The 16,219-nt window shown below is 30.5% G+C and carries 17 protein-coding genes; 5 read left to right on the plus strand and 12 right to left on the minus strand.

What is annotated here, in order from left to right:
- Window positions 1-231 precede the first annotated feature (231 nt).
- Both QMG30_RS00005 and QMG30_RS00010 read left to right on the plus strand, forming a co-directional pair.
- The gene (locus QMG30_RS00005; RefSeq protein ID WP_281810894.1) at window positions 232-432 is read left to right on the plus strand and encodes a DUF5320 domain-containing protein; all 201 of its coding nucleotides are present in this window, start codon (window positions 232-234) and stop codon (window positions 430-432) included.
- 28 nt (window positions 433-460) lie between these two features.
- Entirely contained in the window at window positions 461-805 is a 345-nt protein-coding gene (locus QMG30_RS00010; protein WP_281810896.1) for a DUF134 domain-containing protein, read from the plus strand.
- Between the two features lie 38 nt (window positions 806-843).
- Here QMG30_RS00010 and QMG30_RS00015 read toward each other — a convergent pair whose 3' ends face one another.
- The 6 genes from QMG30_RS00015 to QMG30_RS00040 form a co-directional block, all read right to left on the minus strand.
- Window positions 844-2,475 (minus strand): lamin tail domain-containing protein, encoded by a 1,632-nt coding sequence (locus QMG30_RS00015; RefSeq protein WP_281810898.1) that lies wholly within the window; start codon window positions 2,473-2,475, stop codon window positions 844-846.
- Window positions 2,476-2,736: 261 nt separating this feature from the next.
- Window positions 2,737-3,195: an FUSC family protein gene (locus tag QMG30_RS00020; RefSeq protein WP_281810901.1), complete on the minus strand. Its 459-nt coding sequence runs from the start codon at window positions 3,193-3,195 to the stop codon at window positions 2,737-2,739.
- A gap of 83 nt (window positions 3,196-3,278) precedes the next feature.
- Window positions 3,279-3,740 (minus strand): hypothetical protein, encoded by a 462-nt coding sequence (locus QMG30_RS00025; RefSeq protein ID WP_281810903.1) that lies wholly within the window; start codon window positions 3,738-3,740, stop codon window positions 3,279-3,281.
- 180 nt (window positions 3,741-3,920) lie between these two features.
- On the minus strand, window positions 3,921-4,364 hold the full coding sequence (locus tag QMG30_RS00030; protein ID WP_281810905.1) for a Fur family transcriptional regulator: 444 nt from the start codon (window positions 4,362-4,364) through the stop codon (window positions 3,921-3,923).
- A gap of 22 nt (window positions 4,365-4,386) precedes the next feature.
- Complete coding sequence (locus QMG30_RS00035; protein ID WP_281810907.1) at window positions 4,387-5,340, minus strand: SufB/SufD family protein; 954 nt, start codon at window positions 5,338-5,340, stop codon at window positions 4,387-4,389.
- Window positions 5,300-6,001, minus strand: coding sequence for an ABC transporter ATP-binding protein (locus QMG30_RS00040; RefSeq protein ID WP_281810909.1), 702 nt, complete (start codon window positions 5,999-6,001; stop codon window positions 5,300-5,302). The genes QMG30_RS00035 and QMG30_RS00040 overlap by 41 nt, the downstream gene beginning before the upstream one ends.
- An 884-nt stretch (window positions 6,002-6,885) precedes the next feature.
- Between QMG30_RS00040 and QMG30_RS00045 the strand changes: the two genes are divergently transcribed.
- Window positions 6,886-7,665: a hypothetical protein gene (locus QMG30_RS00045; RefSeq protein WP_281810911.1), complete on the plus strand. Its 780-nt coding sequence runs from the start codon at window positions 6,886-6,888 to the stop codon at window positions 7,663-7,665.
- Between the two features lie 72 nt (window positions 7,666-7,737).
- On the plus strand, window positions 7,738-8,430 hold the full coding sequence (locus tag QMG30_RS00050; RefSeq protein WP_281810913.1) for a hypothetical protein: 693 nt from the start codon (window positions 7,738-7,740) through the stop codon (window positions 8,428-8,430).
- A gap of 92 nt (window positions 8,431-8,522) precedes the next feature.
- On the opposite strand, the gene QMG30_RS00055 is transcribed toward QMG30_RS00050, so the two are convergent.
- The 6 genes from QMG30_RS00055 to QMG30_RS00080 are packed head-to-tail and all read right to left on the minus strand — an operon-like array spanning window position 8,523 to window position 14,675.
- Window positions 8,523-9,659 carry a nitrogenase component 1 gene (locus QMG30_RS00055; RefSeq protein ID WP_281810915.1) on the minus strand — a complete coding sequence of 379 codons (1,137 nt, stop codon included), beginning with the start codon at window positions 9,657-9,659 and terminating at the stop codon, window positions 8,523-8,525.
- A 1-nt stretch (window position 9,660) separates the two neighbouring features.
- The gene (locus QMG30_RS00060) at window positions 9,661-11,121 is read right to left on the minus strand and encodes a nitrogenase component 1 (RefSeq protein ID WP_281810917.1); all 1,461 of its coding nucleotides are present in this window, start codon (window positions 11,119-11,121) and stop codon (window positions 9,661-9,663) included.
- Complete coding sequence (locus tag QMG30_RS00065; RefSeq protein ID WP_281810919.1) at window positions 11,111-11,908, minus strand: ABC transporter ATP-binding protein; 798 nt, start codon at window positions 11,906-11,908, stop codon at window positions 11,111-11,113. The genes QMG30_RS00060 and QMG30_RS00065 overlap by 11 nt, the downstream gene beginning before the upstream one ends.
- Window positions 11,905-12,891: a FecCD family ABC transporter permease gene (locus QMG30_RS00070; protein WP_281810921.1), complete on the minus strand. Its 987-nt coding sequence runs from the start codon at window positions 12,889-12,891 to the stop codon at window positions 11,905-11,907. Before QMG30_RS00070 ends, QMG30_RS00065 begins: the two co-directional genes overlap by 4 nt.
- A gap of 3 nt (window positions 12,892-12,894) precedes the next feature.
- Window positions 12,895-13,920, minus strand: coding sequence for an ABC transporter substrate-binding protein (locus QMG30_RS00075; RefSeq protein ID WP_281810923.1), 1,026 nt, complete (start codon window positions 13,918-13,920; stop codon window positions 12,895-12,897).
- A gap of 14 nt (window positions 13,921-13,934) precedes the next feature.
- A complete protein-coding gene (locus tag QMG30_RS00080; protein ID WP_281810925.1) occupies window positions 13,935-14,675 on the minus strand; it encodes a nucleotide-binding protein in 741 nt (246 codons plus the stop codon).
- A 144-nt stretch (window positions 14,676-14,819) separates the two neighbouring features.
- Between QMG30_RS00080 and QMG30_RS00085 the strand changes: the two genes are divergently transcribed.
- Window positions 14,820-16,082 (plus strand): helix-turn-helix transcriptional regulator, encoded by a 1,263-nt coding sequence (locus tag QMG30_RS00085; protein WP_281810927.1) that lies wholly within the window; start codon window positions 14,820-14,822, stop codon window positions 16,080-16,082.
- Window positions 16,083-16,219: the final 137 nt, after the last annotated feature.

A 16,219-nucleotide genomic window follows, 5' to 3' on the forward strand; every position in this document is an offset into this window, starting at 1 on the left:
TAAGTTTACCTTTCTAATGATAATCACCTCTGTCTTTAAAATACATGAGGTTTTATTATATACCATAATTAATAAATAGGACATAATCAATTGTGGTACACTAAGACATTATCATAAATCAATCATACAATTTTATTTTTTTTAATAAAGTTATTGACATATGCCCAAAACGTGTTATAATTACATTATGAGCATATGCCCATAACAAATAAATTGAAAGGAGCGAGCTTAATGCCAAGATTAGATGGAACAGGTCCACAAGGTCAAGGACCATTAACTGGAAGAGGTTTAGGAAAATGTACTGATGGGAAAGCTAAGAACTTTAGCGGAAATGGAATAGGTTTTAACAGAAGACAAGGTGATAGATTATTTTTGAGAAGAAGAAACAGAGGAAGACGTTTCTTTGGAAATCAATCAACTAACGATAACTAAACTTTGTAAGCTAAAAAACTTATAGGTGGTGATTAATATTCCTAGACCAAGAAAAGTAAGGCGAATAGGCTGTAGACCACAGTTTATGAATTTCGGGCCACAAGGTCCTAATTATAATAATGAAATCATCACTCTAAAAATTGAAGAATATGAAAGTATTAGATTGATGGATTTAAAAAACCTTGATCAATCTGCATGTGCAGAGCTTATGGGTATTGGGCGATCGACATTTCAACGCATATATAAAGAAGCCAGAACAAAAATTGCTGACAGTATCGTTAATGGAAAACGTCTAATAATTGAGGCTGAACAATTTGACCACCCAGGCGGAAAAGGTCACTGCCACAGGCATTTCAAAGGTAATGATTTTTAGTAAAGGAGCTGTTATGGAAAACAGCTCCTTTTTTCTTTTTAAGGCTGATACAATGGATCTAAGCCCCCTTTAGGTAGTGGTACCAAACTATCATCTCCATCATTGGGGTCCACTTCAATAAAATATCCATCTCCATCATTATCAATTCTAGAAGGATCAGTTGCTACATAGTAATTATTATTTACTGTATAATTTATACCATCAGATGTTTTTATTACAACATCACCACAGACAACAGAATTACCAATATTAGTAGTAGGTTCGCCTCTTTCTGTGAGATAAACATCACTAGTGGCTAATACAAGGTCCATCACACTTTGTCTTGGATGTCCATAAGTATTTCCATCACCTACAGAAATAATAGATACTTCAGGATCTAATTGATTAATAAATGTTGAATTACTAGAATGGTCACTTCCATGATGATTAACAAGATATACATCAACATCCCCTATTTCCTTCGCTACACTAGTTTCAATATCATGATAGGAATAACCGTAATTACTGGTACAAAATTCTCCGTCTAAATCACCACCTATCCATTCATCAAAATCTCCATAACTTATTTTTAATCCAATACTATAATCATTCTCTGATGGTGGATAAGCATCATTGCTGAAATTACCAGGTATAATATCACCATTACCATCACAGGTTAATATATCAACTGTCACTCCGCTACCAAGATCTATAAGATTGGTTCCTTCTACTGCTATCAAGGGATTCAACTTATTTCTCCCTACCCCTTCTAAATAAGTTTTCCAATTACTGAATGTACTGCTAGTCTGTCCTAGATAACTATCATAATCCCTATGAATCATGTGACCGATTGTAAAGTTCTGCTGTTCTACTAGATTCCATAAACCTCCATATCCTATATACCCAATGTGATCACAGTGGAAATGTGTTATTAACACATAATCTATGTACTTACTTCCTAATACGTTCTCTATATATGGACCAATTACATTTGCATCTGCACTACTATTCCAATAAGATTCTCCCACGTCTATAAGTAATGACTTCCCAGTAGGTCCAACTACAAGAGTAGCATTTCCTTGACCGATATTAATATGATGAATTTCAAGATTCCCTGGTGTCCAAGAACCTGAACTAGATGAAGAATTAGAATTTAATGCTTTTGGGGTACCATACCCACATTGATATGTACTCAATGAATTATTCCAATTAGTTGATATATTGCCAGCAACATTAGAATCAATTCTTTCCATTGTGGCTTTAGTGCCATTATTGCCAGCATGCCAGTTATCTACAGAATCAATTAGATTATTATTGCTATCTCTTAATTCAAGTATTTCACCTGAATTTCCCAAAGAACCTGTATATATCTGGTCAGCATTGATATTTGGAACAGAAGTATCATCCGTTCTTTCTAACAAATAATACGATTTGGCAGGTACAATTCCAGATAGATTTATAGAAGGTGTTCCATCAGTAGATATTAAAGTCCATCCATTTAGATTAATATCGTTATTAGTATTATTATAGAGTTCTATCCATTCGTCATAAGCGCTAGTTGTAGTTCCCATCCAACAAATTTCATTAATCACTAGTTCCTTATTGGATGCTGCATAGTTACTAGTATAAAAGAATAAAAAAGATGAAATGAAAATTAGCATAAACAACACTTTAATACTTTTTTTCATCATTAAAAAACCTCCTCATAATAATTAATTACTTATTATGTTAATTACTGAAGTTAGTTAATCAGAAGTATTTTTAAATTAAATTCCAGATAATAATATGTAAATATGAGGATAATTTTAGACTATAAAAAGGAAGTTTGAAGTGAATAAATATGTATCAATATAGTAAAAAAAGATATAATTAGATATTTCTAAATTATATCTTAATGATATCATAATGATTTTTTCATGTCAATTTAAATGGATCTACTAACAGAATAATCACTATTGTTTCCTAATGTCTTTTATTCTAGGAAACACATTAACAACTATTGAAACTATAATTCCAATAAAAGTATCTATTACTCTATTAACTGCATATATATAAGATGGAGTACCCTTCAGATTAGTCATAATAGCTATAAACACAATACAAGCTATCACTATCGAATCACTTTGTTTACAAAGGTTACATAAGTAAATGACTAAAACAATCCCTAACCCAACAACAATTGAAGGATTTCCAAAGATTAAAGTCAAAGCAAGTCCAATTGTTCCACCAATAGTTGTACCTATCATTCTGTTTTTACCTATAACAAAAGAATTCTGGAAATTATTCTTCATACAAATAACCGCAGCTATACATGCATAGAATGGATATGGTCTGTTCAATAATTGAAAAATACTTATACAAATAAAAACTGATATTGCAGTTTTTATATTGCGTGAACCAATTTTCATCATTTCTAGTTAACCTCACTGTCAAATATCAAATAATTATTAGTTTATCACAAAATCAAACCTTTTGCTATATTTTTTATTGAAATTTACTGCATCAACGAGTTTACATACAACATATTAGCATTACTTAAAATCCATCCATTAACAGTTCCGTCCTCATATATTATTGTTCCCTGTGCTAATACCTTAATATCCCCCATATCTGAAATAAATTGGTCAAATTGTTTGATTAGACTACTTATGACCCTATGCTTGAATTCATTATCATCTTCTAATTTGTTAATAGTATTTTGCTCAATTACTATGTTTTTATTATTTCCCCTAGTAACACATCCTAAAGCAAAACATTTTAAAGCTTTATTATTATTAAAAGTTGTTCCAACATGAATATGAACATCTGGAAATAATATCTGGATTTCATTTAATACTGATTTATTGAACTTTTCACCTGTAGCATTATTCATTTTTTGAGTCATATTCAACTTTTTTTCATATCCTGCTTTTGCAAATTTTCTTTTGGTAATCCCCTTTACTGCTTCTATACCCATAATGTAACACCTTCCTTACTAATTTATATGAATTATATCGTCACAATTGTTAGTATAGATAACGAAACAATTAATTTATCCGTTAGGAGAAAAAGTAGGCATTTCCGATAAAATAAAAAAGTCAGTTGCTCAAACAACTGACTTTTCCTATAGTATAACAATGTTATATATACATATATATTAACTTCTACATTTATCACAATAGCCAAAAATCTTCAACCGATATTCTGTACACTGAAATCCTTTTTCTCGTAATATTTTCTCATAAAAATCTTCTTTCAATAATCCTGATACTTCTATGACTTTTCCACATTTTTTGCATATTAAGTGATGATGATTCTTATTTTTTTCTATTTCCAATTCATATTTGGCAGCACTATCACCGAAATCATGTTTTATTACAATTCCTTTATCCAATAGAATATCAATAGTTCTATAAATTGTAGCCATACCTATAACATCATTTTTCACTTTAATTAATGAATATATCTCATTAGCTGTAAGATGCTTATCAATATTATCAATGAGGATACTCAAAATTATTTTCCTTTGATAAGTCATTCTTATATCCATCTTTTCCATTAAATCATTCATGACTTGATTAGCATTTGAACTCGTTTTCACATTACCCCCTCCATTTTTGTGATTACATATATTGTTTGGTAGATATATTGCTGCCATCAATAACTATATCTTCTTCTTCACCTAAGAAACCAGTAACAACTAAATCTATTGCTTGGTCTTCTGTCAATCCTCGACTTCTTAGATAATTAAGTATGTCTTCAGAAATCTTACCTACAGATGCTTCATGAGTCAATGATGCGTCTTTATTTCTATTTATAAGTTTTGGTTCTGCTATTATACTTCCATTTTCGGATAGTAATAATCCCATACAATCCAAATGACCTGTTCCTGCTTTATTACCTATCATATTACTATAGGCTTCTATATGAGATTTTTGTCTTGATATCATTCTTACTCTTGATAAACCATTAGCTCCATCTCCATTAATATAAGTATCGTCATACATTTCGACTTTTCCACGATTCGCTAGTACTGTGGTAACAAAATTAAGAGAAGCTTTTTCATCTAAATAATTACTGTTTTTCATTCTTAACTGCATAGGCACTTCATCACATTTTTGACTATATGATATCTGAGAATTTTTATTTAGTATTAATTCTATAGTTGAATCAACCGTATCATATTTACCCCAAGTATGATAATTATTAATTTCCAATTCTGCTCTCTCTTTGGCGACAATTTTCGTAGTTCCTGTATGTTTGCCATATAAATATTTTTTCCTTGCAGCACATACACTTTTCAATTTAGCGTTAACACCCTTTTCTAGTACAACAAAATTGTTAGTGTTTTGCTCTACATAGAGAGATTCCATAAGTATATTAGTTATAATAGGGTTTTCGATAGATCTCTGAATCCAAATAAAATAACCTTGTTCTGGTCTTTTACAATAAAATCCCCTAATCCATTCATATAACTCGAATGCTTTAGCAATAGGTAAAATAATCACATCTTTTTCTTTATATATCTGTACTTCATTATCTACTTGAAGATAATTTGCATGTTTTACACTTCTCATAGCCACACTCCTCTATTAGTTTCCATATTTTTTCCCAATTCCTAGATGAACAAGTGATTTTCCCGTCTATCATCACATGCGCATAGTCAGGTCTAAAATAATTAAGTGCTTTACCTCTGTGAGTTATTAATAGTATAGTTTTATCATTTAATTGTTCTTTAACTAATAAACTCAGTCTTTCCAGATTTTCAACATCAAGTCCAGCATCTAATTCATCTAATATTATTAAGTCTGGATTCATGCTTATGACTTGAATCACTTCTGAAAATTTTCTTTCTCCACCTGAGAAACCGATATTGACATTTCTCTGCATCAGAGACTCTATTCCTTCTATCTTGACATTTCTTTTACTTATCTTATCTAGTAGATCCTTTAATGTTATATTAATGGCAGGAGGATTCTGGTAAACGGCTGCTATACCTCTCTTCGCTCTTTCTTCAATATTGATATTAGTTATATCCTTATCCTTATAAATGATCTTGCCTTTTTTTATATTATACTTAGGGAAACCCAACAAAGCACTTAGCAATGTTGATTTACCTGAAGCATTTGGACCTAATAATACATGAGTCTCGCCTTTCTGCATATCTAGATTTAAGCCTTCCAACACATTTTTACCTTCAACCTCAACACTTAGATCATCAATCTTCAACAAACTCATTCAATTCACCTCTTTCAGTAATTCTATTATTTATTATTAAAATTCAACCATATAGTCATTAATATCTAAGAATATCGTCATATAATAATAATGATATTCATTATCATTATATAATTATAAATAATGGGCTTTTATTTTTCAAGCCCAATTTTATGTTTTTGTATTTGTATTTTTTAGTTATTCTAATCTTAGTTTAACATATAAACTAATGATATTCAACTAATTGAATACAAATACGTGGTATTTTTTATAATCTTTTTTTGTTTATTTGATTTGCAAAGCAAATTCCACCCCTCCTCATAACCATAGGAAATTAAACGTTTGTGAAACACATTTAGTTGATGATATATTAGGGCTTACACCTCACCAGAGAATAAGCAGGGAATTAGAAGAAAAGCTATTGGAAAACTCAGAGATACATCCTACGAAAGAAATGGTCAAGAATCGGGTGGAGAAATAGTTACGAGACAATTTGTTAAAAATATTGTACATAAATATGAAAAAGACTATCAAGAATAAGAAATAGAAATAATCTAAGTTGAATTGAAAGAGGATTATTGGTCAGCAATAGAGATTTCTTAACAAGAAAATGTAATTGGATGCAGTACGGAGAAACATATAAGCCATGTGTAATCTTCAAGAATGAGTAATCGACCACTGGGGATGGAGTAAAAAGTTGCTGATAAATAGCAAATTAAGAGAATTTACGGAAAATGTTGAAGACATTCGAGATATAATAACACTATTTTGTTACATATTCCCGATTGACAGATTATGTATATAAGAGTACTATGTGAATGTAACTGGTAAGATAGTAATAAAAATCTTGATATTTTTATTACTATTTTATTAGTAACCAATATTTTAACAAAGGAGAAAAAAATATGAAGAATAAGGCGTTATTGTTATTTTTAGTTATGAGTTTGGTATGTGCTCCAATTAGCGTGGCTAATGCAACTGTTTTTTCTGGATCAGAAAGTGAAATTGAGGCTAATTTACAAGAAAAGGTTTATACTGAAGTTCTTAGTGGAAATATAACTAATGAAGCAGATGTAATTAGAGTAGCATTAGCTCAGTATGAAGAAAGAAGTAATAAAAAAAGGTTATCAGCATATAAACAGAATAAAGTAACTGAGGACAATAGCTTAAGTATAACTCAAATTATTGATACCGACATTGATGAAAATGGTAACGTGTTAGAGAACTTTGTGACAACAAATTTATTAGTATTAGATAAAAATAAAAATTTAATTACTGCTGATTCTATAGAAACTGGTTCTGGTCAACTTAGTGAATACCAAATCTATGCTTACATGAATGTAAGTGTTACTAATGAAACAAGAAAATGTAGAGTACGTTTTAACTGGTTTGATACAACATTAGTTTATGGTACTGCTTTAACAGCAGGGAGTTTAATTCAGGCTTCAACGTATTGCCCTGAACCATTTTCGGGATATGATGATAAAACAATTCAAATAAATGCCCCACAAGGGAATGTAGCTTATAAATACGTTCCTAATAATACTGATATGATATATTACAACACTTTAGCTTGTGGAAGAGCTTGTAGGTCAATAATTAATGCGGGTTCAAAATCTTTTATTTTAGGCTATTCCATAAAATGTGAAAATCCACAGGGTAAATGGGAAACTGAATTTAATTAAAAATAAGTATTTAATGAATTTTGATAAACATATACATATGTATATATAATTATCTTTAAGAAAGGAATAAAGATGAAAAAAGTTGCATTTATTATATTTACTACTGTAATATTATTTTGCTCCTGCAGTAAAAAGGCCGATTCTGATTACAAGGAATTTCCAAAAACAAACTGGGGTATGAGCATTACTGAAACACTAAATGCATATGAGATATCAAAAAAAGATACGATTAACTATAGAGAGAATTATTCATTTACCATAGAAGGTTATGAATTATTTGGTGAGAAAACATCTATGATATTATTTAATTTTATATACTTTGAAAAAGAGAACCCTAAACTTTGCGCTGTTAGAGTAAACTATCCGGAAAGTGCTGATATGAATAATGTATTGAAAGAAATGAAAAAAGAATATGGTGAAACGGTTTCTAATATTAGTAATTATTATTTATTTGGGGCATTTGAGAATAAATTACCTGTATACAAATATACAGAATCTGATCATTTAAAATTATGGGCTAATAAGAAATCTGTTATTGAATCTATTCCTGAGAATCAGCATGTAGACTATCGTAATCTTTGGAAAAATTATCAAACTTCATTAAGGGATGATAATTGGGATACGTTTTCTCAAAATGCTAATATGGTGACCGTGGTATGGTCAGATAATGGAGAGTTTCCAGCACGAGAAAATTATGCATTAGATTTTTATGCCTATAACTTAGTTGTATTCAACGAGATAAATCGTCAACTAACCAATCAGTAATAGAAATGAGACAAATTTCAAATTTGATTATTTAGGAAAAAGCTATCTATTGACCAGATAGCTTTTTTACGAAAGAACCTAAGTTGAATTAATTAATTTAATACTTCCGCTTTTGTTATAGTATTATATATTTTCTGCGCAAGATAATGAGCTCCTCTATACCCCATATATGGTGTGTATTGATATCCATTCTCTTGTCCGAAGCTTGGATAATTTATCTGTATTACATTTGGTTTTTTTAATGCTTCTATCCCATCAGAAAAATTGATAATGGATTTTTTATTATCATTGGTTTTTTTGAATCCCAAATCACTCAAATAATCCTCTAGGCATTTATTATGTATATTATTATTTATATATACTCTATTGTTGTCAAGTTTTGATATTCTTCTTTTTAGATCACTTTCTTTATAAGCTATAAGTTCCAATTCATTATTGTCAGTTGAATTATATGATATATTCAATAAGTCACCAATACACTTTAACCACTTTTTAGTACCTTTAATACCATAAGGAGTTACACAAATATATGGTTGATTATATTGTTCTCTCAATATCTCAGCTGCCGCGATTCCTTCTTCATGGATAACTATATTAATCATCGCTCTGGAAGCTTGTTCTATAGATTCTAAATTAGTGTCTAACATAAAAGTTGTAGCCAGTTCAAGAGAAAAATTATCTTTCATTAATCTTCTTATTTCATACAAATCACTAGATCGGTTATAATCATAGATTCCTAAACCAAGTATATTATAATATTGAGATTTCTCTAAAACAGGAGCATTCTTCACTACTTCATCGACTAATATCTTTAATGTCATTTCTACACCATATCTATAGTCATTCTGGAAATCACAATCTGGCAATAAAATTATTTTACTGCGAATCTTGTCCTGTACTTGTAATCTGACACTTTCCAAATCAATACCAATTATTGACGTAATAGACGAACCAATAACAAATAAATATTTTGGTTTTTCAATTAGGTCAACTTCTATAATTGCATCAATGATTCGATCTTCATTACCGAATGTTACATCATGTTCATCCATATGAGTCGTAAAAGTTTTAGCTTTTATATCAATACCGAACTGCATAAGTCCTTCAATTGAAAAATGCGTTGTACCAGCAGGACCGAATTCAATAATTACAGCATCTTCTATGCCATTAAGAGCCCATAGTATACCCATTCTATCTGAAGCTATCGGATTATCTCTATATAATTTCATACTAATGCCTCCTTTCCATTCTGTTTCCATGACTTTTCATCATATCAATCAAAGAATCCTTTTCATCTACTGTTAACAACGCTTCTTTCATTCCTTGTGGCATTTCTTTCATGTTCATTAAAAGATCTTTCATTGGTTTCGGAACGTTCTTTAGATTTTTTATTTTATCTTTTACTTTATCTTCTAATACAATGTTATCTCCACCCATAAGGCTAAAAATACCTTTTTCATTTATTATCGTATCAATAACCTCTGTTATTTTTTCAAATCCTAACTTTTTAGCACAATTATCAGTCACTACTTGAATGATATTGTGTTTTGCAAGTGTCATAGGGCTTTCGTGTCCAAAATAATAATTTGGACTAAGTTCATCATATATCCTTCTTAGTGGTGCAATATTAGCCATTCGCACAATATATGGATCTATCCCTCTATCTATTAATTCATCAATTACTTTCCTATCGTCTTTCATTAACTCTCTACATTGGATTATAATAGGAACCATTCCTAACTCAACCAAAAATAGACAGAATTCAAAACAATTGAAAGGTGTATTCCCATAGATGAATGTTTTGTCCCTTAAATATTGTTTTGCAGTAATCAAATTATCATTGACAGTATTATATTTTTCTTTCACTATATAATCAAAATCAATATCTAAGATATCACCTATCTGTTCATAAGCATCTTTTATCTTATCTACATCAAGAGCCATAGGAAAAACTATATAAGGTATATCTAATTGATTCTTCATTTCCTCAGCAAGCCCCATAGCAGTGGGTTCTACTACTATATTCAATGAACTGGCAACAGCTTTTTGTATAGATTCAATATTAACCTTAGTTGGAATTGTCATAGATATATCTACATTATTTCTTCTTAACTCTTTATATAATTCTGTTTTCTCTATCCCTAGATATTTGAATCCTAATATATTGACGGTTCTTTCTTTTTTTTCCATAGGAATCATAAGTGATGCTAATTGTTCTAACGCTTTTTTTACACCATCAATATGACTATTACATTTAAAATGCTCAGTTTTCACAATAAGTAATTTAGTATCCACTTCTTTTCTTAGACTTCGTAATATGCTCTCTACATCTTCTCCAATAAGTTCAACAACACAAGTTGTTATGACCATCAATGCTTTTGGTTTCTCTTTTCTATCAATTTCTTTAATTATGTTTTTTAAATCTTCTTCACATCCAAAGGTAATATCATGTTGTTCTAGAACAGCTGAGTACACACGGTCTTTACCATTTTGACGTATCATAGCGAAGTCTTTACCATAATATGTACATTCTTCTGTTCCTATTATAAGAAGCGTTAGATCTTCTATATAAGAAGCTGTCATGACTGCTCCAAAAAGTGGACAATGAGGCCCAGGAAACTGAGCTTTACTCAGGGTCTTAATATCTTTATCTTCTACAATATTACTTAATCTATATTCATCACTTAACATTATTTTTCCCTCCTTTAAATACTTTGATGGGTCTTATGTTAACTCTACCATTTTCATCCTGGGCAACAATAGCTTCAACATTATATACATCCCTTAATAAAGTTGAACTAAATATTTTATCAGGTTCCCCTATTCTTACTATACTGCCTTTTTTCATAACACATACTCTATGTGAATATTGACAAGCTTGATTCAAATCATGTAGAACCATAACAACTGTCATATTAAGTTCTCTATTCAATTCCTTAACTAAATCCAATATTTCCAATTGATGGCATATATCTAAATATGTAGTGGGTTCATCCAATAATAATATTTTTGGATTTCTAGCTAATGTCATGGCTATCCATACTCTCTGCTGTTCTCCCCCAGATAATGAATTGACTGGTTTGTCAGCTAAATGCATGACTCCTGTTTTTTCCATGGCAACATCAATTTGTTCTCTATCATAGTCACTCATTGGCTCATACCATTTTTTATGTGGCATTCTTCCATATAACACCAGTTGTCTTACTATAAAATCAGTTGAAGACCTATTATGCTGACTTAATGATGCGAGTTTCTTAGCAATTCTTTTAGGAGATAGATGTTCTATATCATCTTGCTCAATTAAAATTTTTCCTTTTTGATATTCCAGTTTCTTAGTTATATTTTTCAGTATTGTTGATTTTCCAGAACCATTAGGTCCAACAATAGATAATATCTCTCCTTTATTAATTGTCAGATCAAGATCATTAATGAATGGTCTTTCGTTGTATGAGAATGAAATCTGTTTTAACTCTATCATCTTCTAGCACCCCTTCTCAATAAATATAAAAAGAATGGTCCACCCAGCATTGCCATCATAGTACCAACAGGTAACTCAATAGGTGCAGCTATCATTCTAGCTAATGTATCTGCTATTACTAATACTGCCCCTCCCATAATCATACTGAGAGGCAACAGCCATTTGTAATCAGACCCGAATAGTAATCTACATATATGAGGCACAACTAATCCTACGAATCCTATGATTCCAACAAAAGCAACACTTACTCCTGCTAAAAATACTGCTACTAGAGAAATAAGTATCCTAGTTACGTTCACGTTATATCCTAGATTCTTAGCTACATCGTCACCAAGTTGCAATACATTGGCAGGTCTTATACATATAAGTGCTAATATGATACCAATAAAGGAATATATGCCTAATATCTTCACATCTGGCCATGATACGGTAGATAATGAACCATTAGTCCATAACATGACCCCTTGTATTTTATCTGAATTAAGAAGAGAAAGTAATCCTGTGGCTCCACCTAGAATAGCATTAACAGCGACTCCAGCCAGAACGATACGGATAGGTTCAATTTCTCCACCCTTCCATGCCAATCCATAGACTACGGCACAAGCTATGATACCTCCTACGAAAGCAGCTATAGGTACTAAAGATACATAGCTAGGGAACAACAGCAATATGATAATAGCGAATAAACTGGCTCCTGATGATACCCCTGTAATCCCTGGGTCAGCTAATGGATTTCTCATAACGGATTGTAGAAGAGCTCCACTTGCTGACAAATTAGCTCCAACAAATACCGCTATCCATACACGTGGAAGCCTTATGTCATTAATGATTGCTTTATTGACTGTATATTCATCATTGAAGAAACTACTAATTATTTCTTTTAATGATATTCTGACGCTTCCCAAACAAATACCTAACAAAATTGATACTATAAGTACAACTATTATAATTATAAGCTTTGATTTAAGCCATTTTTTAACCATATGTTACTCACCATAAATTATGTCGTATAATGATTCTAAAGCTTCAGAACATCTGATATTAGCAACAACCCCAAAATATTCAGGATCAAGATCGAATACTTGTTCGTTTTTAACTGCATCCAGTGCATTCCATACAGGATTTTCTGAGAATTCTTTTTCAAACATCTGTCTGCTTACTTCTGGATCTGCATGAGTGAATCTAAGGATAACATCTGGATTCATTGATACAACGGACTCTATGCTAAATGGTACGTAAGGACTTTTTATTTCCATATCATCAGTTATATTTTCAAGATTCAAGCGATTAGCCAAATCTCCTATGTAAGACATATCTGTTGCCAACATAAAACTTTCCGGTGTACCAAATATTATCATAACCTTTTTTACTTCTTTTCCTTCTATTTTATCCATAACCTCTTTTTCGGTATTATTCATTTTATCTACGATTCCTTTAGCTTCATCTTCTTTATCAAAAGCTTTACCGATTGTTTCTATAGAGTTTATAATGTCATTGTATCCACTGGTTTGTATAAATTCCGTTCTTATCTTTTTATTCTCTAAACTTTCTTGTAGACTATTTTTTAAAGCACTATCAGTAATGAACACATCCAATTCAAGGCTTTTTAGTTTTTCCATATCTGGTTGCATACTCATTCCTATAGATGGAAGATCCTTATATCGTTCTGGTATATTAGAATCAGAAGAAGGAACACCAACTAGATCTATCCCTAGAACATCAAAAACTTCAACTAATCCTATTGTTCCTACAGCAACTTTATTAGGTATCTCGTCAAATTCTAAAACACTATTTTTCTCTTCCGTTTTGGATGCACTTGTCATATCATCGATTTTTTCATCACCATGTTGCTCAATATTTTTATTATCTTCTTTTTGGTTATTGTCAATATCTTCCTTCACATTAGTATTTGTAGACACATCTTTTTCAGTTACAGCTTTCTTGTTGGAACTGCAACCTACACCTAGTATCAACACCAACACTAATAAACCAACTATCCCTATATTTTTCATTAATTGTTTTCCTCCTAAATAATTTTTTCAGCTAATTCCATATAGACAGAAGACATATCATCCTCAGGAAAAGCTTCTACAACAGTTTTCCCTAGATTTTCTGCCTTTTGGACTATTGGATTTCTTGGAATTCGCTGTATAATAGTTGTTTTTAGTTCTTTACTGAGATTTTCTACTAGCTTTGTTTCATTTTCAATATTTTTGGCATTAAGTATCAATCCACCTAAAGATGCATATTCTCTGTTAGAAAACTGCTTAACTGCTGTTGCAATGTTATTGGCTGCATACATACTCATCATCTCGCCACTAGTAACGATGAATACTTCATCTGAATAACCTTTTCTAAGAGGCATAGCGAATCCACCACAAACCACATCACCTAATACATCATAAATTACCACATCTGGTTTATATATATCATAAGCATTAAGCTCTTCAAGTTTTTCAAATGCTGATATTATACCTCTACCTGCACAACCTATTCCTGGTGTAGGACCTCCTGCCTCTAAACATAATACTCCTCCATCACCAACAACAATAAGATCATTCAACTTTGTATCTTTTTTCTTTTCTTTTAATGTATCTAAAATAGTTGGAATTCTCTTTCCTCCTACAAGACTCTTAGTAGAATCGGCTTTTGGATCACAACCAATCTGCATCACTGTTTTACCTTTGGCTGATAATGCCCTTGATAAATTCGAAACTGTTGTCGATTTACCTATACCACCTTTTCCATAAATAGCTATCTTTTTCATAAACTCACCATCACTTTCTGGTTAATGATATCAATTATCATTTTCATTTACATTTAATATTTTTAGATTTTCTCTAAAAAATTTGTTATTATTATAAAATTATGTTATGATACTAATAATCATTATCATTAATAGGAGGAAGTTATGAATATATTTTTATCAAAGGATAATAAAATTATCTATCCTCATTTGAATCATGTTTTAAAGAGTTATTATTATACTACTAACCGTAGTGTTTATGCTTATGATGGCCATGGTATTTTAATAGATAAAGTAACCAAGGATGATTATACTGACGTCAATGAATATATGGATGATATAGTAAAAAATATCATTATACGTTATTTACATACAGTTATCCTATCCCCTCGTGATTCACTTATTTATGAATTACATAAAAACATATATACCATAATAGCACCGGTATTAAAAGATAATACTCTTATGTGTTTTTTAATCATGGAACCTTTTACTATCATAAATTTATCTACCATGGATAAGAAATGCTATTTTGAAAAATTCTGTACATCTATGAAAACACCTATAACCTACCCTATATTTAAGAAATTCGAATACATCCACAATAATAGAGTCAATTACCTAGGTCAATTATTTCACCATTTGATGACTAAAAGCATATATATTGGAAATCAGCATTTTCAACCCAAGGAATCAATGAATAATACAATATGGGGAAAAGCATTACCCCTTGATTGTTATGATTATACTGATGGTTTTATTAATTTTCCAGCAGTAAAACAGATATGTGACTACTTAGTCATAAAAGATATAGAAAAAGCATTAAAAACATATGATACTTTACAAATCTTTCTACAATTACCTAATCAAAGCAAATGCAATATAAAAATGTTAAAGTATCAGTTGGTAGCTTTTACAACTGTCATTCAATATCATTTATCAAATCATTTTAAAGATATAAACACACAGTTGCATAAAATTTCTAATAAATGCATTTTACATATTGATCAATATTATGATTATAGTTTACTATATCAGATAGGAGAAATGATAATAAAAGAATTTTTTGGCATCATTAAGAACCATACATTAATACAGCTATCTCCTAATATTCTCCAAGCTCTTAAGTATATTAATAATAATTATATGCATAATATAAAATTGTCCGATATAGCGAGTAGTATTCCCATAAACGAAAGCTATTTATCAGCTCAATTCAAGCAGGAATACCATATATCTCTGAAACAATACTTGAATCAATACCGTATTAATCAAGCTACCATTTTAATTAAGAATTCAGATATGAACTTGACAGATATTGCATTGAAAGTTGGATTTGAATCAACTAATTATTTTTCAACAGTATTCAAGAAATATTTGAATATGACTCCAACCGAATACTATAAAAATTATACTTATTCATTATAACAAAAAGGCTCTTCTATTAAGTAAATAACTCAAACCTAACTTATCCTCTATTTGCATTAAATTAAAGGTGGAAAAGTTGAGCAAACAATAAAAGAGTCTTTTTAATTCGACCATGATATATTTAACTATATTCTACA

The sequence above is a fragment of the Vallitalea longa genome, assembly GCF_027923465.1.
GTDB lineage: Bacteria > Bacillota > Clostridia > Lachnospirales > Vallitaleaceae > Vallitalea > Vallitalea longa.

Bases quoted from the DNA above. Each gene is read 5' to 3' on its own strand.
- QMG30_RS00005 (WP_281810894.1), top strand. From the start codon at position 232: ATGCCAAGATTAGATGGAACAGGTCCACAAGGTCAAGGACCATTAACT.
- QMG30_RS00015 (WP_281810898.1), bottom strand. From the start codon at position 2,475: ATGATGAAAAAAAGTATTAAAGTGTTGTTTATGCTAATTTTCATTTCA.
- QMG30_RS00020 (WP_281810901.1), bottom strand. From the start codon at position 3,195: ATGATGAAAATTGGTTCACGCAATATAAAAACTGCAATATCAGTTTTT.
- QMG30_RS00025 (WP_281810903.1), bottom strand. From the start codon at position 3,740: ATGGGTATAGAAGCAGTAAAGGGGATTACCAAAAGAAAATTTGCAAAA.
- QMG30_RS00035 (WP_281810907.1), bottom strand. From the start codon at position 5,340: ATGAGAAGTGTAAAACATGCAAATTATCTTCAAGTAGATAATGAAGTA.
- QMG30_RS00040 (WP_281810909.1), bottom strand. From the start codon at position 6,001: ATGAGTTTGTTGAAGATTGATGATCTAAGTGTTGAGGTTGAAGGTAAA.
- QMG30_RS00045 (WP_281810911.1), top strand. From the start codon at position 6,886: ATGAAGAATAAGGCGTTATTGTTATTTTTAGTTATGAGTTTGGTATGT.
- QMG30_RS00050 (WP_281810913.1), top strand. From the start codon at position 7,738: ATGAAAAAAGTTGCATTTATTATATTTACTACTGTAATATTATTTTGC.
- QMG30_RS00055 (WP_281810915.1), bottom strand. From the start codon at position 9,659: ATGAAATTATATAGAGATAATCCGATAGCTTCAGATAGAATGGGTATA.
- QMG30_RS00060 (WP_281810917.1), bottom strand. From the start codon at position 11,121: ATGTTAAGTGATGAATATAGATTAAGTAATATTGTAGAAGATAAAGAT.
- QMG30_RS00065 (WP_281810919.1), bottom strand. From the start codon at position 11,908: ATGATAGAGTTAAAACAGATTTCATTCTCATACAACGAAAGACCATTC.
- QMG30_RS00070 (WP_281810921.1), bottom strand. From the start codon at position 12,891: ATGGTTAAAAAATGGCTTAAATCAAAGCTTATAATTATAATAGTTGTA.
- QMG30_RS00075 (WP_281810923.1), bottom strand. From the start codon at position 13,920: ATGAAAAATATAGGGATAGTTGGTTTATTAGTGTTGGTGTTGATACTA.
- QMG30_RS00080 (WP_281810925.1), bottom strand. From the start codon at position 14,675: ATGAAAAAGATAGCTATTTATGGAAAAGGTGGTATAGGTAAATCGACA.
- QMG30_RS00085 (WP_281810927.1), top strand. From the start codon at position 14,820: ATGAATATATTTTTATCAAAGGATAATAAAATTATCTATCCTCATTTG.